22 protein-coding genes are annotated in these 23,814 nt (G+C 53.7%); 15 read left to right on the top strand and 7 right to left on the bottom strand.

The features are described 5' to 3' along the window. Positions 1 to 119: 119 nt before the first annotated feature. Positions 120 to 1,103 (bottom strand): quinone oxidoreductase, encoded by a 984-nt coding sequence (locus HVY19_RS18920; RefSeq protein WP_181682134.1) that lies wholly within the window; start codon positions 1,101 to 1,103, stop codon positions 120 to 122. Between the two features lie 61 nt (positions 1,104 to 1,164). Here HVY19_RS18920 and dnaB point away from each other — a divergent pair, with 61 nt between their 5' ends. The 5 genes from dnaB (at position 1,165) to HVY19_RS18895 (ending at position 6,597) form a co-directional block, all read left to right on the top strand. Next, entirely contained in the window at positions 1,165 to 2,580 is a 1,416-nt protein-coding gene (gene dnaB, locus HVY19_RS18915) for a replicative DNA helicase (protein ID WP_181682133.1), read from the top strand. A gap of 146 nt (positions 2,581 to 2,726) precedes the next feature. Continuing rightward, positions 2,727 to 3,806, top strand: a complete 1,080-nt coding sequence (gene alr / locus HVY19_RS18910; RefSeq protein ID WP_181682132.1) for an alanine racemase — start codon at positions 2,727 to 2,729, stop codon at positions 3,804 to 3,806. Positions 3,807 to 4,047: 241 nt separating this feature from the next. Then, positions 4,048 to 5,241, top strand: coding sequence for an aromatic amino acid transaminase (gene tyrB, locus HVY19_RS18905; RefSeq protein ID WP_181682131.1), 1,194 nt, complete (start codon positions 4,048 to 4,050; stop codon positions 5,239 to 5,241). Positions 5,242 to 5,387: 146 nt separating this feature from the next. After that, positions 5,388 to 6,101, top strand: coding sequence for an acid phosphatase AphA (gene aphA / locus HVY19_RS18900; protein ID WP_181682130.1), 714 nt, complete (start codon positions 5,388 to 5,390; stop codon positions 6,099 to 6,101). Positions 6,102 to 6,240: 139 nt separating this feature from the next. Next, positions 6,241 to 6,597: an MmcQ/YjbR family DNA-binding protein gene (locus HVY19_RS18895; protein ID WP_181682129.1), complete on the top strand. Its 357-nt coding sequence runs from the start codon at positions 6,241 to 6,243 to the stop codon at positions 6,595 to 6,597. Between the two features lie 82 nt (positions 6,598 to 6,679). Here HVY19_RS18895 and uvrA read toward each other — a convergent pair whose 3' ends face one another. Then, entirely contained in the window at positions 6,680 to 9,502 is a 2,823-nt protein-coding gene (uvrA, locus tag HVY19_RS18890) for an excinuclease ABC subunit UvrA (RefSeq protein WP_181682128.1), read from the bottom strand. A 254-nt stretch (positions 9,503 to 9,756) separates the two neighbouring features. Between uvrA and ssb1 the strand changes: the two genes are divergently transcribed. Continuing rightward, positions 9,757 to 10,284 (top strand): single-stranded DNA-binding protein SSB1, encoded by a 528-nt coding sequence (gene ssb1 / locus HVY19_RS18885; protein ID WP_181682127.1) that lies wholly within the window; start codon positions 9,757 to 9,759, stop codon positions 10,282 to 10,284. 56 nt (positions 10,285 to 10,340) lie between these two features. On the opposite strand, the gene HVY19_RS18880 is transcribed toward ssb1, so the two are convergent. Continuing rightward, on the bottom strand, positions 10,341 to 10,622 hold the full coding sequence (locus tag HVY19_RS18880; RefSeq protein ID WP_181682126.1) for a YjcB family protein: 282 nt from the start codon (positions 10,620 to 10,622) through the stop codon (positions 10,341 to 10,343). 488 nt (positions 10,623 to 11,110) lie between these two features. Here HVY19_RS18880 and HVY19_RS18875 point away from each other — a divergent pair, with 488 nt between their 5' ends. After that, complete coding sequence (locus HVY19_RS18875; RefSeq protein WP_181682125.1) at positions 11,111 to 12,697, top strand: EAL domain-containing protein; 1,587 nt, start codon at positions 11,111 to 11,113, stop codon at positions 12,695 to 12,697. 2 nt (positions 12,698 to 12,699) lie between these two features. Here HVY19_RS18875 and soxS read toward each other — a convergent pair whose 3' ends face one another. After that, positions 12,700 to 13,023: a superoxide response transcriptional regulator SoxS gene (gene soxS / locus HVY19_RS18870; RefSeq protein WP_042321117.1), complete on the bottom strand. Its 324-nt coding sequence runs from the start codon at positions 13,021 to 13,023 to the stop codon at positions 12,700 to 12,702. Positions 13,024 to 13,108: 85 nt separating this feature from the next. Here soxS and soxR point away from each other — a divergent pair, with 85 nt between their 5' ends. The 4 genes from soxR to HVY19_RS18850 all read left to right on the top strand — a co-directional run bounded on the left by soxR (position 13,109) and on the right by HVY19_RS18850 (position 17,945). Beyond that, entirely contained in the window at positions 13,109 to 13,567 is a 459-nt protein-coding gene (gene soxR / locus HVY19_RS18865; protein WP_181682124.1) for a redox-sensitive transcriptional activator SoxR, read from the top strand. Between the two features lie 614 nt (positions 13,568 to 14,181). Then, on the top strand, positions 14,182 to 15,531 hold the full coding sequence (gene ghxP / locus HVY19_RS18860; RefSeq protein ID WP_181682123.1) for a guanine/hypoxanthine transporter GhxP: 1,350 nt from the start codon (positions 14,182 to 14,184) through the stop codon (positions 15,529 to 15,531). 149 nt (positions 15,532 to 15,680) lie between these two features. Further along, on the top strand, positions 15,681 to 17,327 hold the full coding sequence (locus HVY19_RS18855; RefSeq protein WP_181682122.1) for a Na+/H+ antiporter: 1,647 nt from the start codon (positions 15,681 to 15,683) through the stop codon (positions 17,325 to 17,327). Positions 17,328 to 17,453: 126 nt separating this feature from the next. Beyond that, positions 17,454 to 17,945: a transposase gene (locus HVY19_RS18850; protein ID WP_181682121.1), complete on the top strand. Its 492-nt coding sequence runs from the start codon at positions 17,454 to 17,456 to the stop codon at positions 17,943 to 17,945. Positions 17,946 to 18,074: 129 nt separating this feature from the next. Here HVY19_RS18850 and HVY19_RS18845 read toward each other — a convergent pair whose 3' ends face one another. Beyond that, positions 18,075 to 18,959 (bottom strand): LysR family transcriptional regulator, encoded by an 885-nt coding sequence (locus HVY19_RS18845; protein WP_181682120.1) that lies wholly within the window; start codon positions 18,957 to 18,959, stop codon positions 18,075 to 18,077. Between the two features lie 103 nt (positions 18,960 to 19,062). Here HVY19_RS18845 and HVY19_RS18840 point away from each other — a divergent pair, with 103 nt between their 5' ends. The 4 genes from HVY19_RS18840 to HVY19_RS18825 all read left to right on the top strand — a co-directional run bounded on the left by HVY19_RS18840 (position 19,063) and on the right by HVY19_RS18825 (position 21,617). Further along, positions 19,063 to 19,473, top strand: a complete 411-nt coding sequence (locus tag HVY19_RS18840) for a CidA/LrgA family protein (protein ID WP_181682119.1) — start codon at positions 19,063 to 19,065, stop codon at positions 19,471 to 19,473. Then, entirely contained in the window at positions 19,466 to 20,155 is a 690-nt protein-coding gene (locus HVY19_RS18835) for an LrgB family protein (RefSeq protein WP_181682118.1), read from the top strand. The genes HVY19_RS18840 and HVY19_RS18835 overlap by 8 nt, the downstream gene beginning before the upstream one ends. Before the next feature lie 81 nt (positions 20,156 to 20,236). Further along, the gene (locus HVY19_RS18830) at positions 20,237 to 21,190 is read left to right on the top strand and encodes a DUF4431 domain-containing protein (protein ID WP_181682117.1); all 954 of its coding nucleotides are present in this window, start codon (positions 20,237 to 20,239) and stop codon (positions 21,188 to 21,190) included. A gap of 46 nt (positions 21,191 to 21,236) precedes the next feature. Continuing rightward, a complete protein-coding gene (locus tag HVY19_RS18825; RefSeq protein WP_181682116.1) occupies positions 21,237 to 21,617 on the top strand; it encodes a hypothetical protein in 381 nt (126 codons plus the stop codon). 47 nt (positions 21,618 to 21,664) lie between these two features. On the opposite strand, the gene actP is transcribed toward HVY19_RS18825, so the two are convergent. Beyond that, positions 21,665 to 23,314, bottom strand: a complete 1,650-nt coding sequence (gene actP / locus HVY19_RS18820) for a cation/acetate symporter ActP (protein ID WP_181682115.1) — start codon at positions 23,312 to 23,314, stop codon at positions 21,665 to 21,667. Further along, the gene (locus HVY19_RS18815) at positions 23,311 to 23,625 is read right to left on the bottom strand and encodes a DUF485 domain-containing protein (protein ID WP_181684333.1); all 315 of its coding nucleotides are present in this window, start codon (positions 23,623 to 23,625) and stop codon (positions 23,311 to 23,313) included. Before HVY19_RS18815 ends, actP begins: the two co-directional genes overlap by 4 nt. Positions 23,626 to 23,814: the final 189 nt, after the last annotated feature.

The following is a 23,814-nucleotide window of genomic DNA, read 5'->3' as shown; positions in this document are numbered from 1 at the left end:
GAATTGATAAGCAAATCTGTCACTATTGCGCGTCTCACAAATTCATCGCGCTGTACCCTACATTCAGCCGAACAAAAAAAGAAAGGGCTTCCCAGATGGAAGCCCAATTTCTTTCTGACTTAAGGAATCAATAAGCTCGATCCCTCCGTCGCCCGGCTCTCCAGGACCTCGTGTGCGCGCCGTGCATCTTTCAGCGCATATTTCTGGCTTTCCGCCACATCCACTTTAATCACGCCGCTGGCAATCAGTGAAAATAGTTCATTACTGGCTTCGGTCAACTCCTCGGCGTTGGTGATATAGCCCTGAAGAGAAGGGCGGGTCGCGTACAGTGAACCTTTCTGGTTCAGAATGCCCAGGTTGACACCGGTAACTGGGCCGGACGCGTTGCCGAAGCTGACCATCAGACCACGGCGTTGTAGACAGTCCAGAGAGGCTTCCCAGGTGTCTTTACCAACCGAGTCATACACCACCCGCACTTTTTTACCGCCGGTGATCTCTTTAACCCGTTCAACAATGTTCTCTTCACGATAGTTGATCACCTGCCAGGCGCCAGCATCCAGCGCCCGCTGCGCTTTTTGCGCGCTGCCGACGGTGCCAATCAGTTTAGCCCCCAGCGCTTTCGCCCACTGACAGGCGATAAGCCCCACGCCACCCGCCGCTGCGTGAAACAGAAACGGTTCGTCGGGTTTTATTTCATACGTTTTGCGCAGCAGATAAAAGACAGTAAGCCCCTTAAGAAAAGAGGCCGCAGCCTGCTCAAAGGAGATGGCATCGGGCAAAATAGCGACCTTATCGGCCGGCACGTTATGCACCGAGCTGTAGGCGCCGAGGGCTGATTGAGCATACACCACGCGATCCCCGGCTTTGATATGCCTGACGCCGCTGCCCACTTTACTAACGATGCCCGCTGCTTCGGTCCCTAAACCGCTCGGTAAGACCGGCGGTGGATAGAGCCCGCTGCGGATATAGGTATCGATAAAGTTAATGCCAATCGCCTTGTTTTCTACCTGGATTTCGTTCTCTGATGGGTCTCTCGGCGTAAAATCCGCGACCTGTAGCACATCAGGGCCACCATGCTTGTGAAATTCAATTCGTGTTGCCATGATTCCTCCAGAAATGTGGTAATCTTGCGAACCAATCATTGTCTCGGTAACTCCATTCACTATGGCAGGAAATAAACCCTTCAACAAACAACAGACTGATGTTCGGGACCGCGATCCGCAGGTCGCCGGGCTGAAAGTACCCCCGCACTCGATTGAAGCGGAACAGTCGGTGTTGGGTGGTTTAATGCTGGACAACGAGCGCTGGGACGACGTCGCCGAGCGCGTCGTAGCGGATGATTTTTACACCCGCCCGCATCGCCACATCTTCACCGAGATGGGGCGGTTGCAGGAAACCGGCAGTCCTATCGACCTGATTACGCTCGCGGAATCGCTGGAGCGACAGGGGCAACTGGACAGCGTCGGCGGTTTTGCCTATCTTGCCGAGCTTTCTAAAAACACGCCAAGTGCGGCGAACATCAGCGCTTATGCAGATATTGTGCGCGAACGCGCCGTTGTTCGTGACATGATTGCGGTCGCCCATGAAATTGCCGATGCGGGTTTTGATCCGCAGGGGCGTACCAGCGAAGATCTGCTCGATCTCGCCGAGTCTCGCGTCTTTAAAATTGCCGAAAGCCGTGCCAATAAAGATGAAGGCCCGAAGAACATTACCGAAGTGCTTGACGCTACCGTCGCACGTATCGAACAGCTCTTCCAGCAGCCGCACGATGGTGTTACGGGTGTAAACACCGGCTATGACGACCTCAACAAAAAGACCGCGGGTTTACAGCCGTCGGATCTGATCATTGTCGCGGCGCGTCCGTCGATGGGTAAAACCACGTTTGCGATGAACCTCGTCGAAAACGCGGCGATGTTGCAGGATAAGCCGGTGCTGATCTTCAGTCTCGAAATGCCCTCGGAACAGATTATGATGCGTTCTCTGGCATCGCTGTCCCGTGTGGATCAGACGCGTATTCGTACCGGTCAGCTCGACGATGAGGACTGGGCGCGCATTTCCGGCACGATGGGGATCCTGCTGGAAAAACGTAACATCTATATTGATGACTCTTCTGGCCTGACGCCGACGGAAGTGCGCTCCCGCGCGCGCCGTATCGCCCGTGAACACGGCGGCATCGGGCTTATCATGATCGACTACCTGCAGCTGATGCGCGTACCGTCGCTTTCCGACAACCGTACCCTGGAGATTGCGGAAATCTCCCGCTCGCTGAAGGCGCTGGCAAAAGAGCTCCAGGTGCCTGTAGTGGCGCTGTCGCAGCTTAACCGCTCGCTGGAACAACGTGCCGATAAGCGGCCGGTTAACTCCGACCTGCGTGAATCCGGCTCCATCGAACAGGACGCCGACCTGATCATGTTTATCTATCGTGACGAGGTTTATCACGAGAACAGCGACCTGAAAGGGATCGCGGAAATCATTATTGGTAAGCAGCGTAACGGCCCCATCGGTACGGTACGTCTGACCTTTAACGGACAGTGGTCGCGTTTCGACAACTATGCCGGTCCTCAATATGATGATGAATAACTCTCCGTCATCCTTCACGCCGCAGGGGTGTTGACTGCGCCCGCTCACCCCGGTCACTTAGTTTACTAAGCTCCCGGGGATTCACGGGCTTGTCGCCTTCCTGCAACGCGAATGATTTTGGAGAGTCTTTTTATTAAGGAATATAAATGCAAGCGGCAACAGTAGTTATCAACCGCCGCGCTCTGCGACACAACCTGCAACGCCTGCGTGAACTGGCACCTGCCAGTAAGCTGGTTGCGGTCGTGAAAGCGAACGCCTACGGACACGGTTTGTTAGAAACCGCGCGAACGCTCCCCGATGCTGACGCTTTTGGCGTTGCGCGTCTCGAAGAAGCCCTGCGCCTGCGCGCGGGCGGGATCACGCAGCCGATCTTGCTGCTGGAAGGTTTTTTTGAGGCCTCCGATCTGCCGCTTATTGCCGAGCAGCACCTGCAAACTGCAGTGCATAACGAGGAGCAGCTTGCCGCGCTTGAATCCGCCGAAATGGTAGAACCGGTCACGGTGTGGATGAAACTCGACACCGGCATGCACCGTCTGGGCGTGCTTCCTGAGGAAGCCGAGGCCTTTTATCAGCGACTCTCGCAGTGTAAAAACGTACGCCAGCCGGTCAATATCGTCAGCCATTTCGCGCGTGCGGATGAGCCGGAATGTGGCGCAACCGAAAGGCAGCTCGATATCTTCAACACCTTTTGCGAAGGCAAGCCGGGGCAACGCTCCATCGCCGCGTCCGGTGGGATTTTGCTATGGCCGCAGTCGCATTTTGACTGGGCGCGTCCGGGGATTATTCTCTACGGCGTATCGCCGCTGGAAAATCAGTCCACCGGGGCTGACTTTGGCTGCCAGCCGGTGATGTCATTGACCTCCAGCCTGATCGCCGTGCGTGAGCACAAAACGGGAGAGCCGGTCGGATACGGCGGAACGTGGATCAGCGAGCGTGACACGCGTCTCGGGGTGGTTGCCATGGGCTATGGCGACGGTTATCCTCGCGCCGCCCCTTCTGGTACGCCGGTGCTGGTGAACGGGCGCGAAGTCCCGATTGTCGGACGTGTTGCCATGGATATGATCTGCGTGGATTTAGGCCCGCAGGCCACGGATAAAGCGGGCGACCCGGTCATTTTATGGGGTGAAGGTCTACCGGTTGAGCGCATTGCGGAAATCACCAAAGTTAGCGCTTACGAACTCATTACTCGCCTGACGTCGCGAGTAGCGATGCAATACATCGATTAATCGCACGGCTTTCCGGCGTGAGTTAACGTCACTGTAGGCCGGATAAGGCGCAGCCGCCATCCGGCAATTTGCCCGGTGGCGCTGGCGCTTACCGGGCCTACGGGGCTCTGTTTTCCTTGCCGGATAACACGCCGCTCCATCAGGTAAAAAGCAACAGTTTCCCGTCAACATCCTCTCGATCTTCTCTCACATCCGGTTTATTGTGTTTTAACCCCTGCCTGTAAACCTGGAGAACCATCGCGTGTTTCAAAAAGTTGACGCCTACGCTGGCGACCCGATTCTGTCGCTCATGGAGCGGTTCAAAGAAGATCCGCGCAGTGACAAAGTCAATCTCAGTATTGGTCTGTATTACAACGAAGACGGCATCATCCCGCAGCTCAAGGCTGTGGCCGAAGCCGAAGCCCGCCTTAACGCTGAGTCGCACGGTGCCTCGCTGTATCTGCCGATGGAAGGGTTAAACAGCTATCGGCACACCATCGCGCCGCTGTTGTTTGGTGCTGACCATCCTGTACTCCAGCAGCAGCGCGTGGCGACGATCCAGACGCTGGGCGGTTCTGGCGCACTGAAAGTGGGCGCGGATTTCCTGAAGCGTTATTTTCCTGACGCCGGTGTCTGGGTGAGCGATCCAACGTGGGAAAACCATATCGCGATTTTCGAAGGAGCCGGGTTCAGCGTCGGCACTTATCCGTGGTATGACGAAGCGACAAACGGCGTACGATTCAACGATCTGCTGGCGTTTCTGAAAACGCTCCCGACGCGCAGCATCGTGCTGCTGCATCCCTGCTGCCATAACCCCACCGGTGCGGATTTAACGCCCGACCAGTGGGATGCAGTGATCGAAATCCTGAAAGCGCGCGACCTGATCCCGTTCCTTGATATCGCCTATCAGGGCTTTGGTGCTGGAATGGAAGACGACGCCTACGCGATCCGCGCCATTGCCAGTGCCGGACTGCCTGCGCTGGTCAGCAATTCGTTCTCGAAGATCTTCTCTCTGTATGGTGAGCGCGTTGGCGGACTTTCCGTGGTCTGTGAAGACAGCGAAACGGCGAGTCGTGTACTTGGTCAACTGAAAGCCACGGTACGCCGGAACTACTCCAGCCCGCCAAACTTTGGCGCGCAGGTGGTGGCGACGGTGCTTGGCGATGACGCACTGAAAGCAGACTGGCTGGCAGAAGTGGAAAGTATGCGCAAGCGCATTCTGGCGATGCGTCATGAGCTGGTGGCAGTGCTCACGACAGCTATTCCGGGCCGCAATTTTGACTACCTGCTGAAGCAACGCGGCATGTTCAGCTATACCGGACTGACCTCAGCGCAGGTCGACCGTCTGCGCGATGAGTTCGGCGTTTACCTGATCGCCAGTGGACGTATGTGCGTGGCGGGACTGAATTCCGCTAACGTCCAGCGTGTCGCAAAGGCTTTCGCCGCCGTGATGTAATGTTGTGCCGGATGGCATTAATGCTTATCCGGCCGACAAATTTCGCAGAAAAATCTTCCCTTCACCTGCTGCCGGGGTTATGGTCACAACGTTACAGAGCAGTCGTACTATTAAAATTATAACTAAATGACTTTACAGGGAAAAACATGCGTAAGACCACACTGGCCCTGAGTGCCCTTTGCTTCTTTGCCACGCTAAGCCATTCTCCTGGCACGCTGGCCTCTTCACCCTCTCCGCTTAATCCTGGCGTTAACGTCGCAAAACTCGCTGAACAAGCGCCTGTCCACTGGGTTTCTGTTGCTCAGATTGAAAACAGCCTGACGGGACGTCCGCCGATGGCAGTCGGGTTTGATATTGATGATACCGTTCTTTTTTCCAGTCCCGGATTCTGGCGCGGTAAAAAGATGTACTCACCGGACAGCGAAGATTATCTGAAGAATCCGACGTTCTGGGAGAAGATGAATAACGGTTGGGACGAGTTCAGCATTCCTAAAGAAGTGGCGCGTCAGCTTATCGACATGCACATCCGCCGTGGCGACAGCATCTTCTTTGTGACCGGACGTAGCCCGACGAAAACGGAAACTGTCTCGAAAACGCTGGCGGACAACTTCCACATCCCGGCCGCCAACATGAACCCTGTTATTTTTGCAGGCGATAAGCCAGGGCAGAATACCAAGACTCAGTGGTTGCAGGATAAAAGCATTCGCATGTTTTATGGCGATTCGGACAACGACATTGCCGCTGCTCGTGAGGTAAGTGTTCGTGGGATCCGCATTCTGCGCGCCTCTAACTCCACCTACCGACCATTACCGCAGGCGGGACAATTTGGCGAAGAGGTAATTGTGAATTCGGAATACTAACACCGACATTCACCACGCATACTCATTTTGGCTCTTTTTTAAACAAAATGGTGCTGTTGGCTTTTACCTTTCCTTGTCTTACTGCAAACTGAAGAGAAGAGATTTTCAGTGAAGTAACAGACTTGAAAGGGGAACCACAATGACCAATTCGGAGTTACTGCAGTACTGTATGGCGAAATCCGGCGCAGAGCAGAGCGTTCACAGTGACTGGAAAGCGACACAAATTAAAGTCGAAGATGTCCTGTTTGCCATGGTGAAAGAGGTGGAAGAACGCCCGGCGGTGTCTCTGAAAACCAGCCCTGAACTGGCGGAACTGCTTCGCCAACAGCATAGCGATGTGCGTCCAAGTCGCCATCTTAACAAGGCGCACTGGAGCACTGTCTATCTCGACGGATCGTTACCCGATTCGCAAATCTATTATCTGGTGGATGCGTCGTATCAACAGGCGGTGAATACCTTGCCGGAAGAGAAACGCAAACTGCTGGCGTTGCCCTGAGTCGTTGTACCGGATGCGTCTTATCGAGCCTACAGGGTATTGCGATTTGTAGGCCCGATAAGCGCAGCGCCATCGGGCATTATTACAGCATCGGTTTCAGGAAGCGGGCGGTGTGTGACTCTTTACACTCCGCAACGGTTTCTGGCGTGCCGGAAACCAGGATTTCCCCGCCGCCGCTACCGCCTTCAGGCCCGAGGTCGACAATCCAGTCCGCTGTCTTAATGACGTCCAGGTTGTGCTCGATCACCACGATAGTGTTGCCCTGATCGCGCAGCTGATGCAGTACGTCCAGCAGTTGCTGGATATCAGCAAAATGCAGGCCGGTGGTCGGTTCATCCAGGATATAGAGCGTCTGCCCGGTGCCGCGCTTCGACAGCTCGCGCGCCAGCTTCACGCGCTGGGCTTCCCCACCGGAAAGGGTTGTCGCGGACTGGCCGAGGCGGATGTAGGTCAGGCCAACGTCCATCAGCGTTTGCAGCTTACGCGCCAGCGCCGGTACGGCATCGAAGAACTCACGGGCTTCTTCAATAGTCATATCCAGCACTTCATGGATGGTTTTGCCTTTGTACTTAATTTCCAGCGTTTCGCGGTTATAGCGTTTGCCTTTGCACTGATCGCACGGCACGTAAATATCCGGCAGGAAGTGCATCTCGACTTTAATGACGCCGTCGCCCTGACACGCTTCGCAGCGCCCGCCGCGCACGTTAAAGCTGAAGCGCCCCGGCGTATAGCCGCGTGAACGAGATTCCGGAACGCCCGCAAACAGTTCACGCACGGGCGTGAATACGCCGGTATAGGTCGCCGGGTTAGAACGCGGCGTTCGACCGATTGGGCTCTGGTCTATATCAATAACTTTGTCGAAATGCTCCAGTCCCTGCACGTCGCGGTACGGGGCAGGTTCAGCGATAGTCGCCCCGTTCAGCTGGCGCTGGGCAATCGGGAACAGCGTATCGTTGATAAGCGTTGATTTACCGGAACCGGAAACACCCGTAATACAGGTGAACAGGCCGACGGGCAGCGTCAGCGTCACGTCTTTCAGGTTGTTACCGCGCGCGCCGGTCAGTTTAAGCACCTTCTCCGGATTGGCAGGAACGCGCTGTTTTGGCACCTCAATTTTGCGCTTACCGCTCATGTACTGGCCGGTCAGCGATTCCGGTACCGCCATAATGGCATCAAGGGGGCCTTCGGCAACGACTTCACCGCCGTGTACGCCTGCACCCGGGCCGATGTCAATCACGTGGTCAGCGGCGCGAATGGCGTCTTCATCGTGCTCCACCACAATCACTGTATTTCCGAGATTACGCAGGTGGATCAGCGTTCCCAGCAGGCGCTCGTTATCACGCTGATGAAGGCCGATGGACGGCTCATCCAGTACGTACATCACGCCAACCAGACCGGCGCCAATCTGGCTTGCCAGACGGATACGCTGGGCTTCCCCACCGGAAAGCGTTTCTGCTGAACGCGACAGTGTCAGGTAATTCAGCCCGACGTTCACCAGGAACTTGAGACGGTCGCCAATCTCTTTGAGGATTTTTTCCGCAATCTTTGCGCGCTGGCCTGCAAGCTTGAGATTGGTAAAGAAGTCCATCGCATGTCCGATGCTCATATCGGAAATGGTCGGCAGCGGCGTGTTCTCAACGAAGACATGGCGCGCTTCACGACGCAGACGCGTGCCTTCACAACTGGCGCAGGGACGGTTGCTGATGAACTTGGCTAACTCTTCGCGTACCGCGCTGGACTCCGTCTCTTTATAACGGCGCTCCATGTTATGCAGCACGCCCTCGAACGGATGACGCCGCACGGAGGTATCGCCGCGATCGTTCATGTATTTGAATTCAATGCTCTCTTTGCCGGAACCGTACAGCACCACTTTATGTACGTTCGCGCTCAGGCTTCCCCACGGCGCGTCAACGTCGAACTTGTAGTGTTCGGCCAGGGATTTCAGCATCTGGAAATAGTAGAAGTTGCGGCGATCCCAACCGCGAATCGCGCCGCCTGCCAGCGACAGCTCAGGGTTCTGAATCACGCGGTCCGGGTCAAAATACTGCTGTACGCCGAGGCCATCGCAGGTCGGACAGGCGCCCGCCGGGTTGTTGAACGAGAACAAGCGAGGTTCCAGTTCACGCATGCTGTAGCCGCAAATCGGACAAGCAAAATTGGCGGAGAACAGCAGTTCTTCGGCTTTGGGATCGTCCATATCAGCCACGACAGCGGTACCGCCGGAAAGCTCCAGTGCGGTTTCAAAGGACTCCGCCAGACGGGTGCTGAGATCGTCACGGACTTTGAAACGATCGATCACCACTTCAATGGTGTGTTTCTTTTGCAGTTCCAGGCTCGGCGGATCGGAGAGATCGCAGACTTCGCCGTCGATACGGGCGCGGATATACCCCTGGCTTGCCAGGTTCTCCAGCGTTTTAGTGTGCTCGCCTTTACGTTCTTTAATCACGGGAGCTAACAGCATTAGCCGTTTGCCTTCGGGCTGTGACAGGACGTTATCGACCATCTGGCTCACCGTCTGCGCCGCCAGCGGGACATCGTGATCCGGGCAGCGCGGTTCGCCAACGCGGGCAAACAACAGACGCAGGTAGTCGTGAATCTCGGTAATGGTACCGACCGTCGAACGTGGGTTATGGGACGTCGATTTTTGCTCAATAGAGATGGCCGGTGACAGCCCCTCAATATGGTCGACATCCGGCTTTTCCATCAGCGACAGAAACTGGCGCGCGTAGGCGGAAAGGGATTCAACGTAACGACGCTGGCCTTCGGCATACAGCGTGTCGAAAGCGAGTGAGGATTTGCCTGAACCCGAAAGCCCGGTCACGACAATCAGCTTGTCGCGGGGGATAACGAGGTTGATGTTTTTGAGATTATGGGTGCGGGCGCCCCGAACTTCGATCTTATCCATTCACCTTTCCCGGATTAAACGCTACTTGCCCGGCTGCATGCATAGTGCGACCGGCGATCACAAACGGTTAATTATGACACAATATAACCTGAATGGATATACAGTATTGGAATGCAAAACGCAGTGTCTTGTGTAACAATGTCCGGCTGAGGTTGTTTCGCGGAATCCGCGTCACAACGTAGTAAAACCGCTATTGGTAATGCTACAATCGCGCGTTTACACTTATAAGAAATGTTTTTTCAGGAGACTCGATCATGGCCAGCAGAGGCGTAAATAAGGTTATTCTCGTGGGTAATCTGGGCCAGGACCCGGAAGTACGCTACATGCCGAATGGTGGCGCAGTTGCCAACATTACGCTGGCTACTTCCGAATCCTGGCGTGATAAGCAGACCGGCGAGATGAAAGAGCAGACTGAATGGCACCGCGTTGTGCTGTTTGGCAAACTGGCGGAAGTTGCCAGCGAATATCTGCGTAAAGGTTCTCAGGTCTACATTGAAGGTCAGCTGCGTACGCGCAAATGGACCGATCAGTCCGGCGTTGAGAAATACACCACCGAAGTCGTGGTAAACGTTGGCGGCACCATGCAGATGCTGGGTGGCCGTCAGGGTGGCGGCGCGCCGGCAGCGGGTGGTCAACAGCAGCAGGGTGGCTGGGGTCAGCCGCAGCAGCCGCAGGGCGGTAACCAGTTCAGCGGCGGCGCTCAGTCTCGTCCGCAGCAGTCTGCTCCGGCAGCACCGTCCAACGAACCGCCAATGGACTTTGATGACGATATTCCGTTCTGATGCTATGCATGTGAACTAACGCATTATAAAAAAGGCCTCCATTATGGAGGCCTTTTTTACGTCAATACCATCGGCCATTCCGGCGGGGTTTGACTCATCACTTCTACCATCACAGATTCGATGTTTTTCCAGATGGCGGAAACGTCCATCATCGTGATCCCCAGTAAACCCGTTGCAAACCAGCAGGCGGCAACCAGGCCCAGAGCGCTGCTGATTACGGCCAGACCAATATAGTCAGATTTGCGAAAGCGAATATTGAGCGTGCTGGCTAAAAACATGAGCACAGCGCTCAGCAGGGGCCAGCGGAGAAGAACCACACTAGTGGTGATGGTTGCCATGCAAGATTTCCTCTGAGAATAGCAGGTGCCCTGGACAGCGCGGCATTTCACGGTATGCGTGGTTCACTCTGGCTATCGGCAGGCATTCAGTTCGACGTTCAATGAAACACTGTTTCTCTTTCATTGATTTTTGTGAACTTTATCACATTTGTATGCTTATTCGCCAGTGGATTTACTGACTGAAAATGTATTTTTCTTCTACCAGTATGGGAAAGGCAAAAAGAGTAAACGTAATTTTGATTTGAGAAAGAGGCAACGAATTTTCAAAAATATCTACCCCTTTCGGATAGAGTCATATCCGAAATATAAAATTATCACCACTTCAGGTTTTCATTACGGTCGAATATTATCACCATCCTGCAATATCGGACTAACGCATACAAAAGTCTGTTGCTAATATTGATAGATTAATGCAACGTAATCGCCAGTGTGATTGAGTACCGGCCTTGATGATAACGGGCACATTATATGCAGGGATATTAGCTGAGATGAATCATCGGGCACGACGCAAGTTGCTGAGGTTCCTTGGGGTCATCATGGTGGTTTTGTTCTCCGTGATGCTGGCGCTATGGTTTGCCCACCTGCGGGCCGTCTCGGAAACCAGTAACCAATTGCGTACCTTTGCGCAGTTAGCGTTAGATAAAACAGAACTGGTCATTCTTCAGGCGGATTTAGCCCTCGATGCGGCTGAGCAGTATCAGGGACAAACGTGTACCCCGGCACATCAACAAAGAATGTTAAATATTATTCGCGGGCGTCTGTATATCAGTGAGCTAATTTATGCTCAGGGCGATCGTTTTTTATGCTCCACGGTAATGCTGCCAGCCACGCCTTATATAATGCCAACGGCAGACTATAAGCGAAAACCAAACCTCTCCCTTTATTACTATCGCGATACGCCTTTTTTTACCGGCTATAAAATGACGTATATGCAGCGCGGGAACTATGTCGCGGTGATTAACCCATTATCTTATAGCGAGGTTATGTCGGATGACGCGACGCTTGCCTGGGGCGTTTACGATACGGTGACGGACACGTTTTTCTCGGTCAGTGAACAGGCCTGGGTCAATGAGTTATTACCGCTGGTGCGAGAAGATCTCCCCATCTTTCAGCAGAATGGCCGATTTTACGCGATAGTCCATTCCACGAAACGTCCCATTGCCGTGATTGTGTTTACCGCCATGGCCCGGTTTTATCAGAATCGTTATCAGCAAATTGTCGTGATGCTCCCGTTCGCCCTCGTCAGCAGTATTTTGCTACTACTGCTATGGTCGCGTGCACGGCAACGGTATTATTCGCCGCATCGAATGTTGCAACGGGCACTCAGACAGCGCCAGCTTCGCCTCTATTATCAACCGATCATGGATATCAAAAATGAAAATTGCGTAGGGGCTGAAGCGCTCTTACGCTGGCCGGGAGATAATGGTCAGGTGATGAGCCCGACCGAGTTCATTCCGCTGGCGGAAAAAGAGGGGATGATTGCGCAAATCACAGACTACGTGGTTGAAGAGGTATTCCGCGAGATGGGCGCGTTTCTGGCCTTACATCGGCAATTGTATATCTCCATCAACCTGTCGGCTTCTGACTTTCACTGCTCACGTCTCATTGCCATGATCACGGAAAAAGCGCGTGAACACGGTGTGCTTGCGCAACAAATTAAAGTGGAAGTCACGGAAAGGGACTTTATTGATGTATCGAAAATGACGCCAGTGATTCAGGCGTTTCGTCTGGCGGGCTATGAAGTGGCGATCGATGATTTCGGTACCGGGTATTCAAACTTGTATAACCTTTACTCACTGAACGTCGACATTCTCAAGATCGACAAATCCTTTATCGATACCCTGACGACGAACAGTACCAGCCATTTAATTGCGGAACATATTATCGAGATGGCGCAAAGTCTGCGTCTGAAAACCATTGCCGAAGGCGTCGAAACGGTTGAACAGGTGAACTGGCTGCTGAAACGCGGTGTTCAGTATTGCCAGGGCTGGTATTTTGCGAAAGCGTTACCGCCGCAGGAGCTCATCCAGTGGCTGCAACAGCCGCCCTCACGCTTGCATCAGGGCGGCCAGTAAGATCACAGGCGGTGGCGATAATCGCTCGGTGTGCGATCAAACTCCCGGCGAAAGACGCGGGAGAAGGTCTGTTGTGAAACATACCCCAGGTCCATCGCAATATCGAAAATAGGGCGTTCGGTATTGCGTAGTTCCACTGCCGCCAGCAAAAGCCGACGCTGTCGGATATAGTCGCCCAGCGTCTGGCGCATCACCGTCCGGAACATCCTCTGTAAATACCACTTTGAATAGCCTGATTTTTTCGCGACCACATCAATGTTAAGCGGTTGGTCGATATGTTCATCAATCCATTCAATAAGGGTCTGAATAATTTGCTGATGGGACATATGGCTGCCTCTTTTTCAGTGTTCGATTCATCTTTAGTCTGCGGGCGAGTATAATTCCTCAAGTTAACTTGAGGTAAAGCGATTTATGGAAAAGAAATTACCCCGTATAAAAGCAATGTTGACGCCAGGCGAAGTCGCAAAGCGCAGCGGCGTCGCGGTTTCGGCGCTGCATTTCTATGAAAGCAAAGGGTTAATTAGCAGCACGCGTAACAGCGGCAACCAGCGGCGATATAAGCGTGATGTGCTGCGATATGTCGCTATTATCAAAATTGCGCAACGGATCGGTATCCCGCTGGCCACCATCAGTGAAGCGCTAGGTGTCCTGCCGGAAGGGCACACGCTCAGTGCCAAAGAGTGGAAGCAACTTTCCTCGCAGTGGCGGGAAGAGTTGGATCGACGCATCCATACGCTGGTGGCACTGCGGGATGAACTGGACGGCTGCATTGGCTGCGGGTGTCTGTCGCGCAGCGATTGCCCACTGCGAAATCCGGGCGATCAGCTTGGCGAGCAGGGGACGGGCGCGCGTTTGCTGGAAGATGATTAGGCATCGTACTCCCGCTAAAAGCGTTCATCCGGCCGTAAAATCCGCATAAAACTAAAGCGCCGCAAGGGCGCTTTAGTTTGTTTTCCGGTCTTTGTCTTTCTCTCTATCCCGCTGGTGACGGGAGGGTTTCCCCCGACGTCAACACCCCTCATTCGAGCACATGGTGGAGGTTCCGGTTTGTGTTGATACTTTAATTGTATGCCGCGCTATTCCTTTTACCAGTCCGGGTGGCGTTTTTTTAGGCAAAATATTTTTGTCATCTCCCTCAATTTTCTCGTGTGAATAATGACAGTCACGCATATTTGGCTCACTAATCGAAAATATGTTATCAGATTGCGCAGTAACGATAACGTTTGCGCATCAGTTGGCGAATTCTTCAGCGTAATCGTAAGAAATGCGTAAAAAGCGACAAAGTTCAGTTGAAAACCGGCATATGATCGCTAGATAATCGTTTGCTTTTTTTTACTACCCGTTTTTCATGCGCGGAGCTAAACGTTTGCTTTTTGCGACACCCCGAATTGTTGCAATCAGAGCACATGGAGTTGACGTTAGGCTGGCAGTGGAATGTCCACCACGCATGAGGACGCAAAATAAACTCTCAGGGGATGTTTTCTATGTCTACGCCTTCAGCGCGTACCGGCGGTTCGCTTGACGCCTGGTTTAAAATTTCACAACGTGGAAGCACTGTTCGTCAGGAAGTGGTCGCGGGCTTAACCACGTTTCTGGCGATGGTCTACTCCGTCATCGTAGTGCCGGGTATGTTGGGCAAGGCCGGATTCCCGCCTGCAGCGGTATTCGTTGCGACCTGTCTGGTCGCGGGTCTGGGCTCAATACTGATGGGGCTGTGGGCGAATCTGCCATTGGCGATTGGTTGCGCAATCTCATTAACCGCCTTTACGGCATTCAGCCTGGTGTTGGGACAGCAGATCAGCGTTCCAGTAGCGCTGGGGGCAGTGTTCCTGATGGGCGTGCTATTCACCATTATCTCTGCCACCGGGATCCGTAGTTGGATCTTGCGCAATCTGCCGCAAGGCGTGGCGCACGGTACCGGCATTGGTATCGGGCTGTTTTTATTGCTGATTGCGGCAAACGGCGTGGGTCTGGTTATTAAAAATCCGCTGGACGGTTTACCCGTTGCGCTGGGTGACTTTGCCACCTTCCCGGTGATCATGTCGCTCGTGGGGCTGGCAGTCATTATCGGCCTGGAAAAACTGAAGGTGCCTGGCGGTATTTTGCTGACCATCATCGGTATATCGCTGGTGGGTCTGGCGTTTGATCCGGCAGTGAAATTCTCCGGCTTTTTCGCGATGCCGTCGCTGAGCGATGAGAATGGCAACTCACTGATTGGCAGCCTGGATATCATGGGCGCACTCAACCCGATTGTCCTGCCTAGCGTTCTGGCGCTGGTGATGACGGCGGTGTTTGACGCCACCGGCACTATCCGTGCGGTAGCGGGGCAGGCGAACCTGCTCGACAAAGACGGGCAGATTATCGACGGTGGTAAAGCGCTGACCACAGACTCCTTAAGCAGTGTCTTCTCTGGCCTGGTGGGTGCGGCTCCGGCTGCGGTCTACATCGAATCCGCTGCGGGCACGGCGGCAGGCGGTAAAACCGGCCTGACGGCGATCACCGTCGGCGTACTGTTCCTGTTGATCCTGTTCCTCTCTCCGCTCTCTTATCTGGTTCCGGGCTACGCGACGGCACCTGCGCTGATGTATGTGGGTCTGCTGATGCTGAGCAACGTGGCAAAAATCGACTTTGCTGATTTTGTCGATGCCATGGCCGGGTTGGTCACCGCGGTATTTATCGTGCTGACCTGTAACATCGTGACCGGCATCATGATCGGTTTCGCCACTCTGGTGATCGGCCGTCTGGTTTCCGGTGAATGGCGTAAGCTGAATATCGGCACGGTGGTGATCGCCGTGGCGCTGGTTGCCTTCTATGCGGGCGGTTGGGCCATCTGATTTTACATTTGGTTCTGAAAACGGGTGGCATTTGCCGCCCGTTTTTATTTTCAGAACACATTTCGTTGTCTTTTGCGATACTCTGGGAAAGGTAAAATTGAGGCACGACGCTTCATACACACATAAGAAACATCGCAAACAGGGAACGCATGGAAATATTCTTCACAATACTCATTATGACCCTTGTGGTTTCGCTGTCCGGGGTATTTACGCGTGTATTACCCTTCCAGCTTCCATTACCCCTCATGCAGATCGCCATCGGCGCGTTACTGGCGTGGCCGACGTTTGGTTTGCATGTGGAGTTCGACCCGGAACTGTTCCTGGTTCTGTTCATCCCCCCGTTGCTGTTCGCCGATGGCTGGAAGACGCCAACACGCGAATTCCTCGAGCATGGGCGAGAGATTTTTGGCCTGGCGCTGGCGCTCGTGGTCGTTACCGTGGTCGGGATTGGCTTCCTCATCTACTGGATGGTGCCGGGCATTCCGTTAATACCTGCCTTTGCGCTGGCTGCCGTGCTGTCGCCAACGGATGCCGTGGCGCTTTCCGGCATTGTCGGTGAAGGCCGTATTCCGAAGAAAATCATGGGGATTTTGCAAGGTGAGGCGCTAATGAACGACGCCTCCGGCCTGGTAGCCCTGAAGTTTGCCGTGGCGGTTGCCATGGGCACAATGGTCTTTACCGTCGGCGGCGCGACCCTGGAATTCTTCAAAGTGGCGATTGGCGGTATCCTGGCAGGCTTCGTGGTCAGTTGGCTGTATGGCCGTTCGCTGCGTTTCCTCAGCCGTTGGGGCGGCGATGAGCCCGCGACGCAAATCGTCCTGCTGTTCCTGTTGCCGTTCGCTTCATACCTGATCGCGGAACATATCGGTGTGTCCGGTATCCTTGCCGCTGTGGCGGCCGGGATGACCATCACCCGTTCCGGCGTTATGCGTCGCGCGCCGCTGGCGATGCGTTTACGTGCGAACAGTACCTGGGCGATGCTGGAGTTTGTCTTTAACGGCATGGTCTTTTTGCTGTTGGGGCTGCAATTTCCTGGGATTCTGGAGTCGTCGCTGGTGGCGGCGGAGGCCGATCCAAACGTCGAAATCTGGATGCTGTTTACCGATATCGTGCTGATTTATGTGGCGCTGATGCTGGTGCGCTTCGGCTGGCTGTGGACCATGAAAAACTTCAGCATGAAGTTCCTGAAGAAGAAGCCGATGGAGTTTGGTTCCTGGACCACGCGTGAAATCCTCATCGCCTCCTTTGCAGGCGTACGTGGGGCGATAACGCTGGCCGGTGTGCTGTCTATTCCACTATTGTTGCCGGACGGGAATGTCTTCCCGGCGCGCTATGAGCTGGTGTTTCTGGCGGCGGGTGTGATTCTGTTCTCGCTGTTTGTCGGCGTGGTGATGCTGCCAATTCTGCTGCAACATCTGGAGGTAGCGGACCACTCGCAGCAGTTGAAAGAGGAGCGGATTGCGCGTGCGGCAACGGCAGAAGTGGCGATTGTCGCGATTCAGAAAATGGAAGAGCGTCTGGCGGCGGATACGGAAGAGAACATCGATAACCAGTTGCTGACCGAGGTGAGCTCGCGGGTCATTGGTAACCTGCGACGTCGTGCTGACGGCCGAAACGATGTCGAAAGTTCATTGCAGGAAGAGAACCTCGAACGGCGCTTCCGCCTTGCGGCGCTGCGCTCTGAACGTGCGGAGTTGTACCATCTGCGTGCGACCCGTGAAATCAGCAATGAAACCTTGCAGAAATTGCTGCATGACCTGGATTTGCTGGAAGCGCTGTTGATAGAGAATCAGTAGAGCAATTGCCCGGTGGCGCTGCTCTTACCGGGCCTACTGAATCTTTGCGAGCCGCGTTCCTGAATTAAACCCTCATTATTGTGAATCTCCCCTTTTTCGCTTACGTTCGCGAGAAAAGGGAGAGATATGTCCGACTATCGACGAAATTATTGTAAAGGTGGAACGTGGTTTTTTACCGTTAACCTGCACAATCGCAAAAGCCATCTTTTGACTATCCATATTGCAGCGCTTCGTTCTGCAATTGTGGTGGTGAGACGAGAGAAACCTTTTGATATCAATGCATGGGTCGTTCTGCCTGAACATATGCATAGCGTCTGGACTTTACCTGCTGACGAATATGATTTTTCTTCTCGTTGGCGAGAAATCAAAAAGCATTTTTCAAAGTCGCTGGGATTGCAGAAGATATGGCAACCCCGTTTTTGGGAGCATACGATTCGCGACCACAATGATTACCCGCGGCATGTTGAATATATTTACATCAATCCCGTAAAGCACGGTTGGGTTAAACAAGTGAAAGACTGGCCATTTTCAACTTTTCATCGTGACGTGAAGAATGGGATGTATCCGCAAGACTGGGCAGGAGAAATCAGCGAACTAAATACAGGTGAGCGCCTGTAGGCCTGATAAGCGTAGCGCCATCAGGCATAGGTGAATTGCCGGATGGTGGCAGTCGCCTTATCCGGCCTACAAATTGCACTGTGCCCGTAGGCCTGATAAGCGTAGCGCCATCAGGCATAGATATAACGGCTACAGGTCTGTGCTAAACCCCTCACAACAGGCGAGCCAGGCTTTGGCGCTTTGTGAAAGGTAAGCCCCTTCGCGCCAGATCATACCTAACTGCCAGCGTAGCTCACTCTCCAGCGGTATCCAGCGCAGCGTATTTTTATCCAGCCGTTCGCAAACCGGTTCCGGCAATATGGCGATCCCCACTCCCGCCTGTACCATGGCGGCGAGAAAGTCCCATTGTCCGCTACGCACCGCAATGCGGGGTTTTACGCCATGCTCGCTGAATAACTGCATTAACTGACGACTAAGGGCGAAATCCTCGTTGTAAATCAGCAATGGGTGCTCGGCCAACTCTGCGGGTGAAATGGACTGACAGGTCATCCACTGACCGGAACGCGGTACCAACACACAAAGCGGATGATTAAACAACGGCATGGTGACCAGGCTGCTCTCTTCCTCCACCGGCAGGGCGGTCATCGCCACGTCCAGTTCGCCGTTCATCACCGCCTGTTGCACCGTCAGGCCGCCAAACTCGGACACTTTCAGCTCCACGCCGGGATAGCGCTGGCGGAACAGACTGATTGGGCCTGCCATCATCATGCCCACCATCGGGGGAATACCGAGGCGCAACAATCCCTTATTAAGATGGTTAATATCGCCCAGTTCAGCTTCCAGCTGGCGAAACTCAGCCAGAATAGCCAGCCCGCGCTCAAACACCACGCGTCCGGTATCGGTCAGCATTAGCTTACGGCCGTCGCGGATTAGCAGCGTGCAGGCCAGTTCGTCTTCAAGGTTCTTCAACATCTTGCTGATGGTCGGTTGGGTGACAAATAACTTCTCCGCTGCGCGGGTGAAGCTTTGTTGACGCACCACTTCGACAAAATAACGCAGCGTTCTGATATCCATAACTATTCCTTCCGACTATGCCTGCAATGATTTTAATTCATTTTTGTCATCGGCGAGGGCTCTCTATACTGGCGCTCCGTACTATTTTTCAGGATCTTCTCTCATGGCTGTGGCGATAAGCCGCGTTAGGCCTGCCGTTTTGCAACGACTCCAGGTTCCCGTTCAGGTGCTGCTGTATGCAGGTCTGTTTATCGTTGCGCAATATCTCGTCTCCTGGTTGCATCTTCCGCTTCCCGCCAATCTGGTGGGTATGGTACTGATGCTGGCGCTGATCGTTTGCCGGGTGCTTCCGTTGAGCTGGGTGCGGGCAGGCGCACGCTGGTTATTGGCCGAGATGCTGCTGTTCTTTGTTCCGGCGGTGGTGGCAGTGGTGAACTACGCCCACCTGCTACTGGTGGACGGTTGGCGTATATTTTCCGTCATTGCAATCAGCACGCTGATGGTGCTCGGTGCGACCGCCTGGGTGGTGGATAAAGTCTATCGCTATGAAATCAGCAGGTTAAACCGTGAGTAATATCCAGCTCAGCGTTCTGTGCCTTGCGATCACCCTGGTCGTCTATTTTGCTAACAAGCGCCTGTATCGTCGCTTTCGCAAACTCCCGCTGATGCCGCTGGTACTCACGCCTGCGCTGTTGGTGCTGATGCTGGTGTTTGGTCATATCTCCTGGCAGAGCTACATTGGCGAATCCCACTGGCTACTGTGGCTGTTAGGCCCGGCGACCATCGCCTTTGCAGTGCCGGTCTATGACAATTTCGCCATTATTAAACGTCACTGGATGTCGCTTACCGCCGGGGTCATTACCGCAACGGTGGTGGCGGTGACCAGCTCTGTCTGGCTGGCGCGGTTGTTTACCTTATCCGATGAAATCCAGCGCAGCCTGGCGGTACGTTCGGTCACCACGCCTTTTGCGCTGGCGGCGGCAGAACCGTTGGGCGGTCAACCGGATCTGGTGGCGCTGTTCGTGGTTGTGACTGGGGTATTCGGCATGGCGGTCGGCGATGCGCTGTTTTTGCGATTGTCGATACGCGAAGGAATGGCGAAAGGCGCGGGATTTGGCGCAGCGTCGCACGGTGCGGGTACGGCGCGCTCTTATGAACTTGGTCAGCAGGAAGGGGTAGTGGCCAGTCTGGTGATGATGCTTTCCGGCGTGGTGATGGTACTAGTGGCACCGCTGGTGGCCTGGGCGATGTTCTGATTTTTCCGCGGCTGATATTTTTTCTTTCCGGCACGCCTTACACTGACGATAAACATTATCCGCCGTGTAAGGATACTCAGCGTGAAATATTTGTGGATCTCAGCCTTCCTGTTCAGTCATGCCGTGCTGGCCAATTGTCCCGACGAAAACCAGCAGATGGCCCTGCAAGGGACATTGATACAACAGACGTTTCCCGGCCCGCCAAACTACGAAAGCGTCAAGGATGGCGATGAGGCGTTAACATACGATTATTTGAAGCTGGATCAACCGTTTGAATGCGATCTTGCTTCTGAAAATGACGCTGTACCGGAAGTGCAGATTATTTTGCAGAGTAAAAGCCAGATCGATTATCCCGATCTGGCGCCGCTTTTAGGAAAAGAGGTCGTACTGACCGGGGAAACGATGTATGCCCAGACGGGCCGTCACTTTACTCCTGTTCTTCTCATCCTTGAAAAGGCGCAAGTGGTTAACCCCCTGACTTCGTCCGAACAAAAGAAAAGCGCACTACTTCAGTTTCAACAGTTCCAGCAGGCGCTACGAGAGAAAAACGTTGCTGCGCTAAAAACGTATTTTGTCTTTCCTGTCGATGGCATTCTTTGGGATTTTATTGCCTACGATGAATCGCAATCAATCAAAATGGAAACGCTCACCGAAACAGAATTCGATAAAAATGCGTCGCAGATTATTGATGGTTTGCAGATGCTCAGTGAGCTCAAGGTCAACACGGAAACCCTGACAATAAATGAATACCGAATCAACGCCCTGACAGAGCAGGAACAGAAACGTCACTACGTGGAGAGTGAAGAAGACGGCACTTTCTACTATGAGGAAAACGGGCAGCGTCATACGGTAGATGGCGTTTGCGATACGGTTGCAGACGGAAAATTTGAAGACAATATTCTGCAAGTGTCTAAGGGAACCATCGGTAACGAGCAACTTCCTGGCGTCTCAGAATATTGTGACGGTGCGTCGGTATACACATTTAAATTACTGGATGGAAAACTCAGGCTGGTTTCCAGTTTTACGGCAGGGTAATTTCAAAATTAACGACAAAATGGAATAAACAACTGAAAAGGATGTTATGAAAATACTTAATGATTTATTTATCGGGTGGAAGAGTGGCGTTCTGGGGCGATTAAAGTTTTTTCTTTATTTTCTTTTGATTACGGCAGTTTCATTGTTTACCACATGGTTTGCCACTGTGAATCCCTTAAGTCTGTTCGCGTTTTTTATTTTTTGGTTAGGGACAGTCTTAAGCTACTACTGCGGCATTCTCGTTGTCGTTAAGCGGTATCGGGAACTGGTACCTTTTCCCGTCATCATGGCAGTCATTCACCTGGCGGCGGGTATCCTAGCGCTCGTGAAAGAATGGGAATGGCTTAGCATCGTGTGCTCGATAGTTTTTCTGCTACTTATCGCTGCACCGGGTCGTCGCGTCTTTACGGTTGAAGCCATTGAATAATCGCTAACGCTTTATCCCCGGCCAGCATGACCGGGGATAAAGAACAATTAGTGAGCGCGGCCTTGTTCTACGCCGTAACCGGTCTGAGAACGGATGAACTGAGCACGGAACTGCTCGCGTTCGCGGTTACCTTCTTCGGAGTTATCGGTTGCTGAGAAGAACCAGATCCCAAGGAATGCCACGGAGATGGAGAACAGCGCCGGGTATTCATACGGGAAGATGGCTTTTTCATGACCCAGAATCTGGACCCAAATCGTTGGGCCAAGCACCATCAGCACCACCGCCGTCAGCAGGCCTAACCAGCCGCCCATCATCGCGCCACGCGTGGTCAGCTTCGACCAGTACATGGATAGCAGGATAATCGGGAAGTTACAGCTTGCTGCGATAGCGAATGCCAGACCCACCATGAAGGCGATATTCTGGTTTTCAAACAGCACGCCGAGGATGATAGCAATCACGCCCAGCACCAGTACGGTGATTTTCGATACCCGAAGTTCTTCACGTTCGGTCGCGCCTTTACGGAATACGTTGGCGTAGAGATCGTGAGAAACCGCAGATGCACCGGCCAGCGTCAGACCCGCAACCACCGCCAGAATCGTGGCGAACGCGACCGCTGAAATGAAGCCGAGGAACAGGTTACCACCCACCGCGTTAGCCAGATGCACCGCCGCCATGTTGTTACCACCAATCAGCGCGCCAGCCGCGTCTTTATACGCCGGGTTCGCGCCAACCAGCATGATCGCGCCAAAGCCGATAATAAAGGTCAGGATGTAGAAATAACCCATAAAGCCAGTGGCGTAGAACACGCTCTTACGCGCTTCGCGGGCATCGCTCACCGTAAAGAAACGCATCAGAATGTGTGGCAGGCCAGCCGTACCAAACATCAGGCCGAGGCCGAGCGAGAGCGCGGAAATCGGGTCTTTCACCAGACCACCTGGGCTCATAATAGCGGAGCCTTTCGGGTGAACCGCCATCGCTTCGGTGAACAGGTTATTAAAGCTGAAACCGACGTGCTTCATCACCATGAAAGCCATAAAGCTGGCGCCGAACAGCAGCAGAACGGCTTTGATGATTTGCACCCACGTCGTCGCCAGCATGCCGCCAAACAGGACGTACATCATCATCAGCACGCCGACCAGCACCACCGCAATGTGGTAATTCAGACCGAACAGCAGTTCGATTAGCTTACCTGCGCCAACCATCTGAGCGATCAGATATAGCGCCACAACCACCAGCGAACCACAGGCTGCAAGAATACGAATTGGGCCTTGTTTCAGTCGATAGGAGGCGACATCAGCAAAGGTGTAACGACCGAGGTTACGCAGACGTTCGGCGATCAGGAACAGGATGATCGGCCAGCCCACCAGAAAGCCCAGTGAGTAGATCAGCCCGTCATAACCGGAAGTAAACACCAGTGCGGAAATCCCCAGGAAAGATGCGGCAGACATATAGTCACCCGCAATCGCCAGCCCATTCTGGAAGCCAGTGATATTACCGCCCGCCGTGTAGTAGTCGCTGCGTGAACGCACGCGTTTAGACGCCCAGTAAGTGATACCAAGCGTAAACACGACGAAAATCAGGAACATAACAATCGCCTGCCAGTTGGTTGGCTGGCGTTGGACCGCACCGCTAATGGCATCCGCCGCGTTGGCCGCGAAGGGTAGTGTGGCGGCAAGCGCCGTCAGGACTCTCTTCATGATGCTTTAACCTCGTGCAGTACCGCATTATTAAGACGGTCGAATTCGCCGTTCGCCCGCCAGATATAAATACCGGTCAAAATGAAGGAAATTAAAATAACCCCCACGCCAATCGGGATCCCCCGGGTGACGCTGGTTCCCGCATGGAGCGGAGTGCCCAGCCAGCCAGGCGCAAAGGCAATCAGAAGAATAAAGCTGATATAAACCACCAGCATGATAATCGACAGAATTGTGGCAAACCGTTGCCGTTTTTCGACTAATTCCCTGAAACGCGCACTGTCTTCTATCCGCTGATAAATTTGGTCATTCATCACAGAGCTCTCCAGAGGTCCCCCTGCGTCTTTCGCGCTACAGATTCGTTGGCCGCACTCGCCCACCCCAGTCACATAGTGAACTATGTGACTGGGGATGTGCTCGCTTGCCGCCTTCCTGTAACACGAAATCCTTTGGGGGAGGGTTTTTATATTTCCCTCCCGCTCAGGGGAGGGATAGGATTTGTA

Origin of the sequence: Citrobacter sp. RHB25-C09, from assembly GCF_013836145.1 — a bacterium.
Classification (GTDB): domain Bacteria; phylum Pseudomonadota; class Gammaproteobacteria; order Enterobacterales; family Enterobacteriaceae; genus Citrobacter_A.
This window is presented reverse-complemented; position numbering and strand designations above follow the sequence as displayed.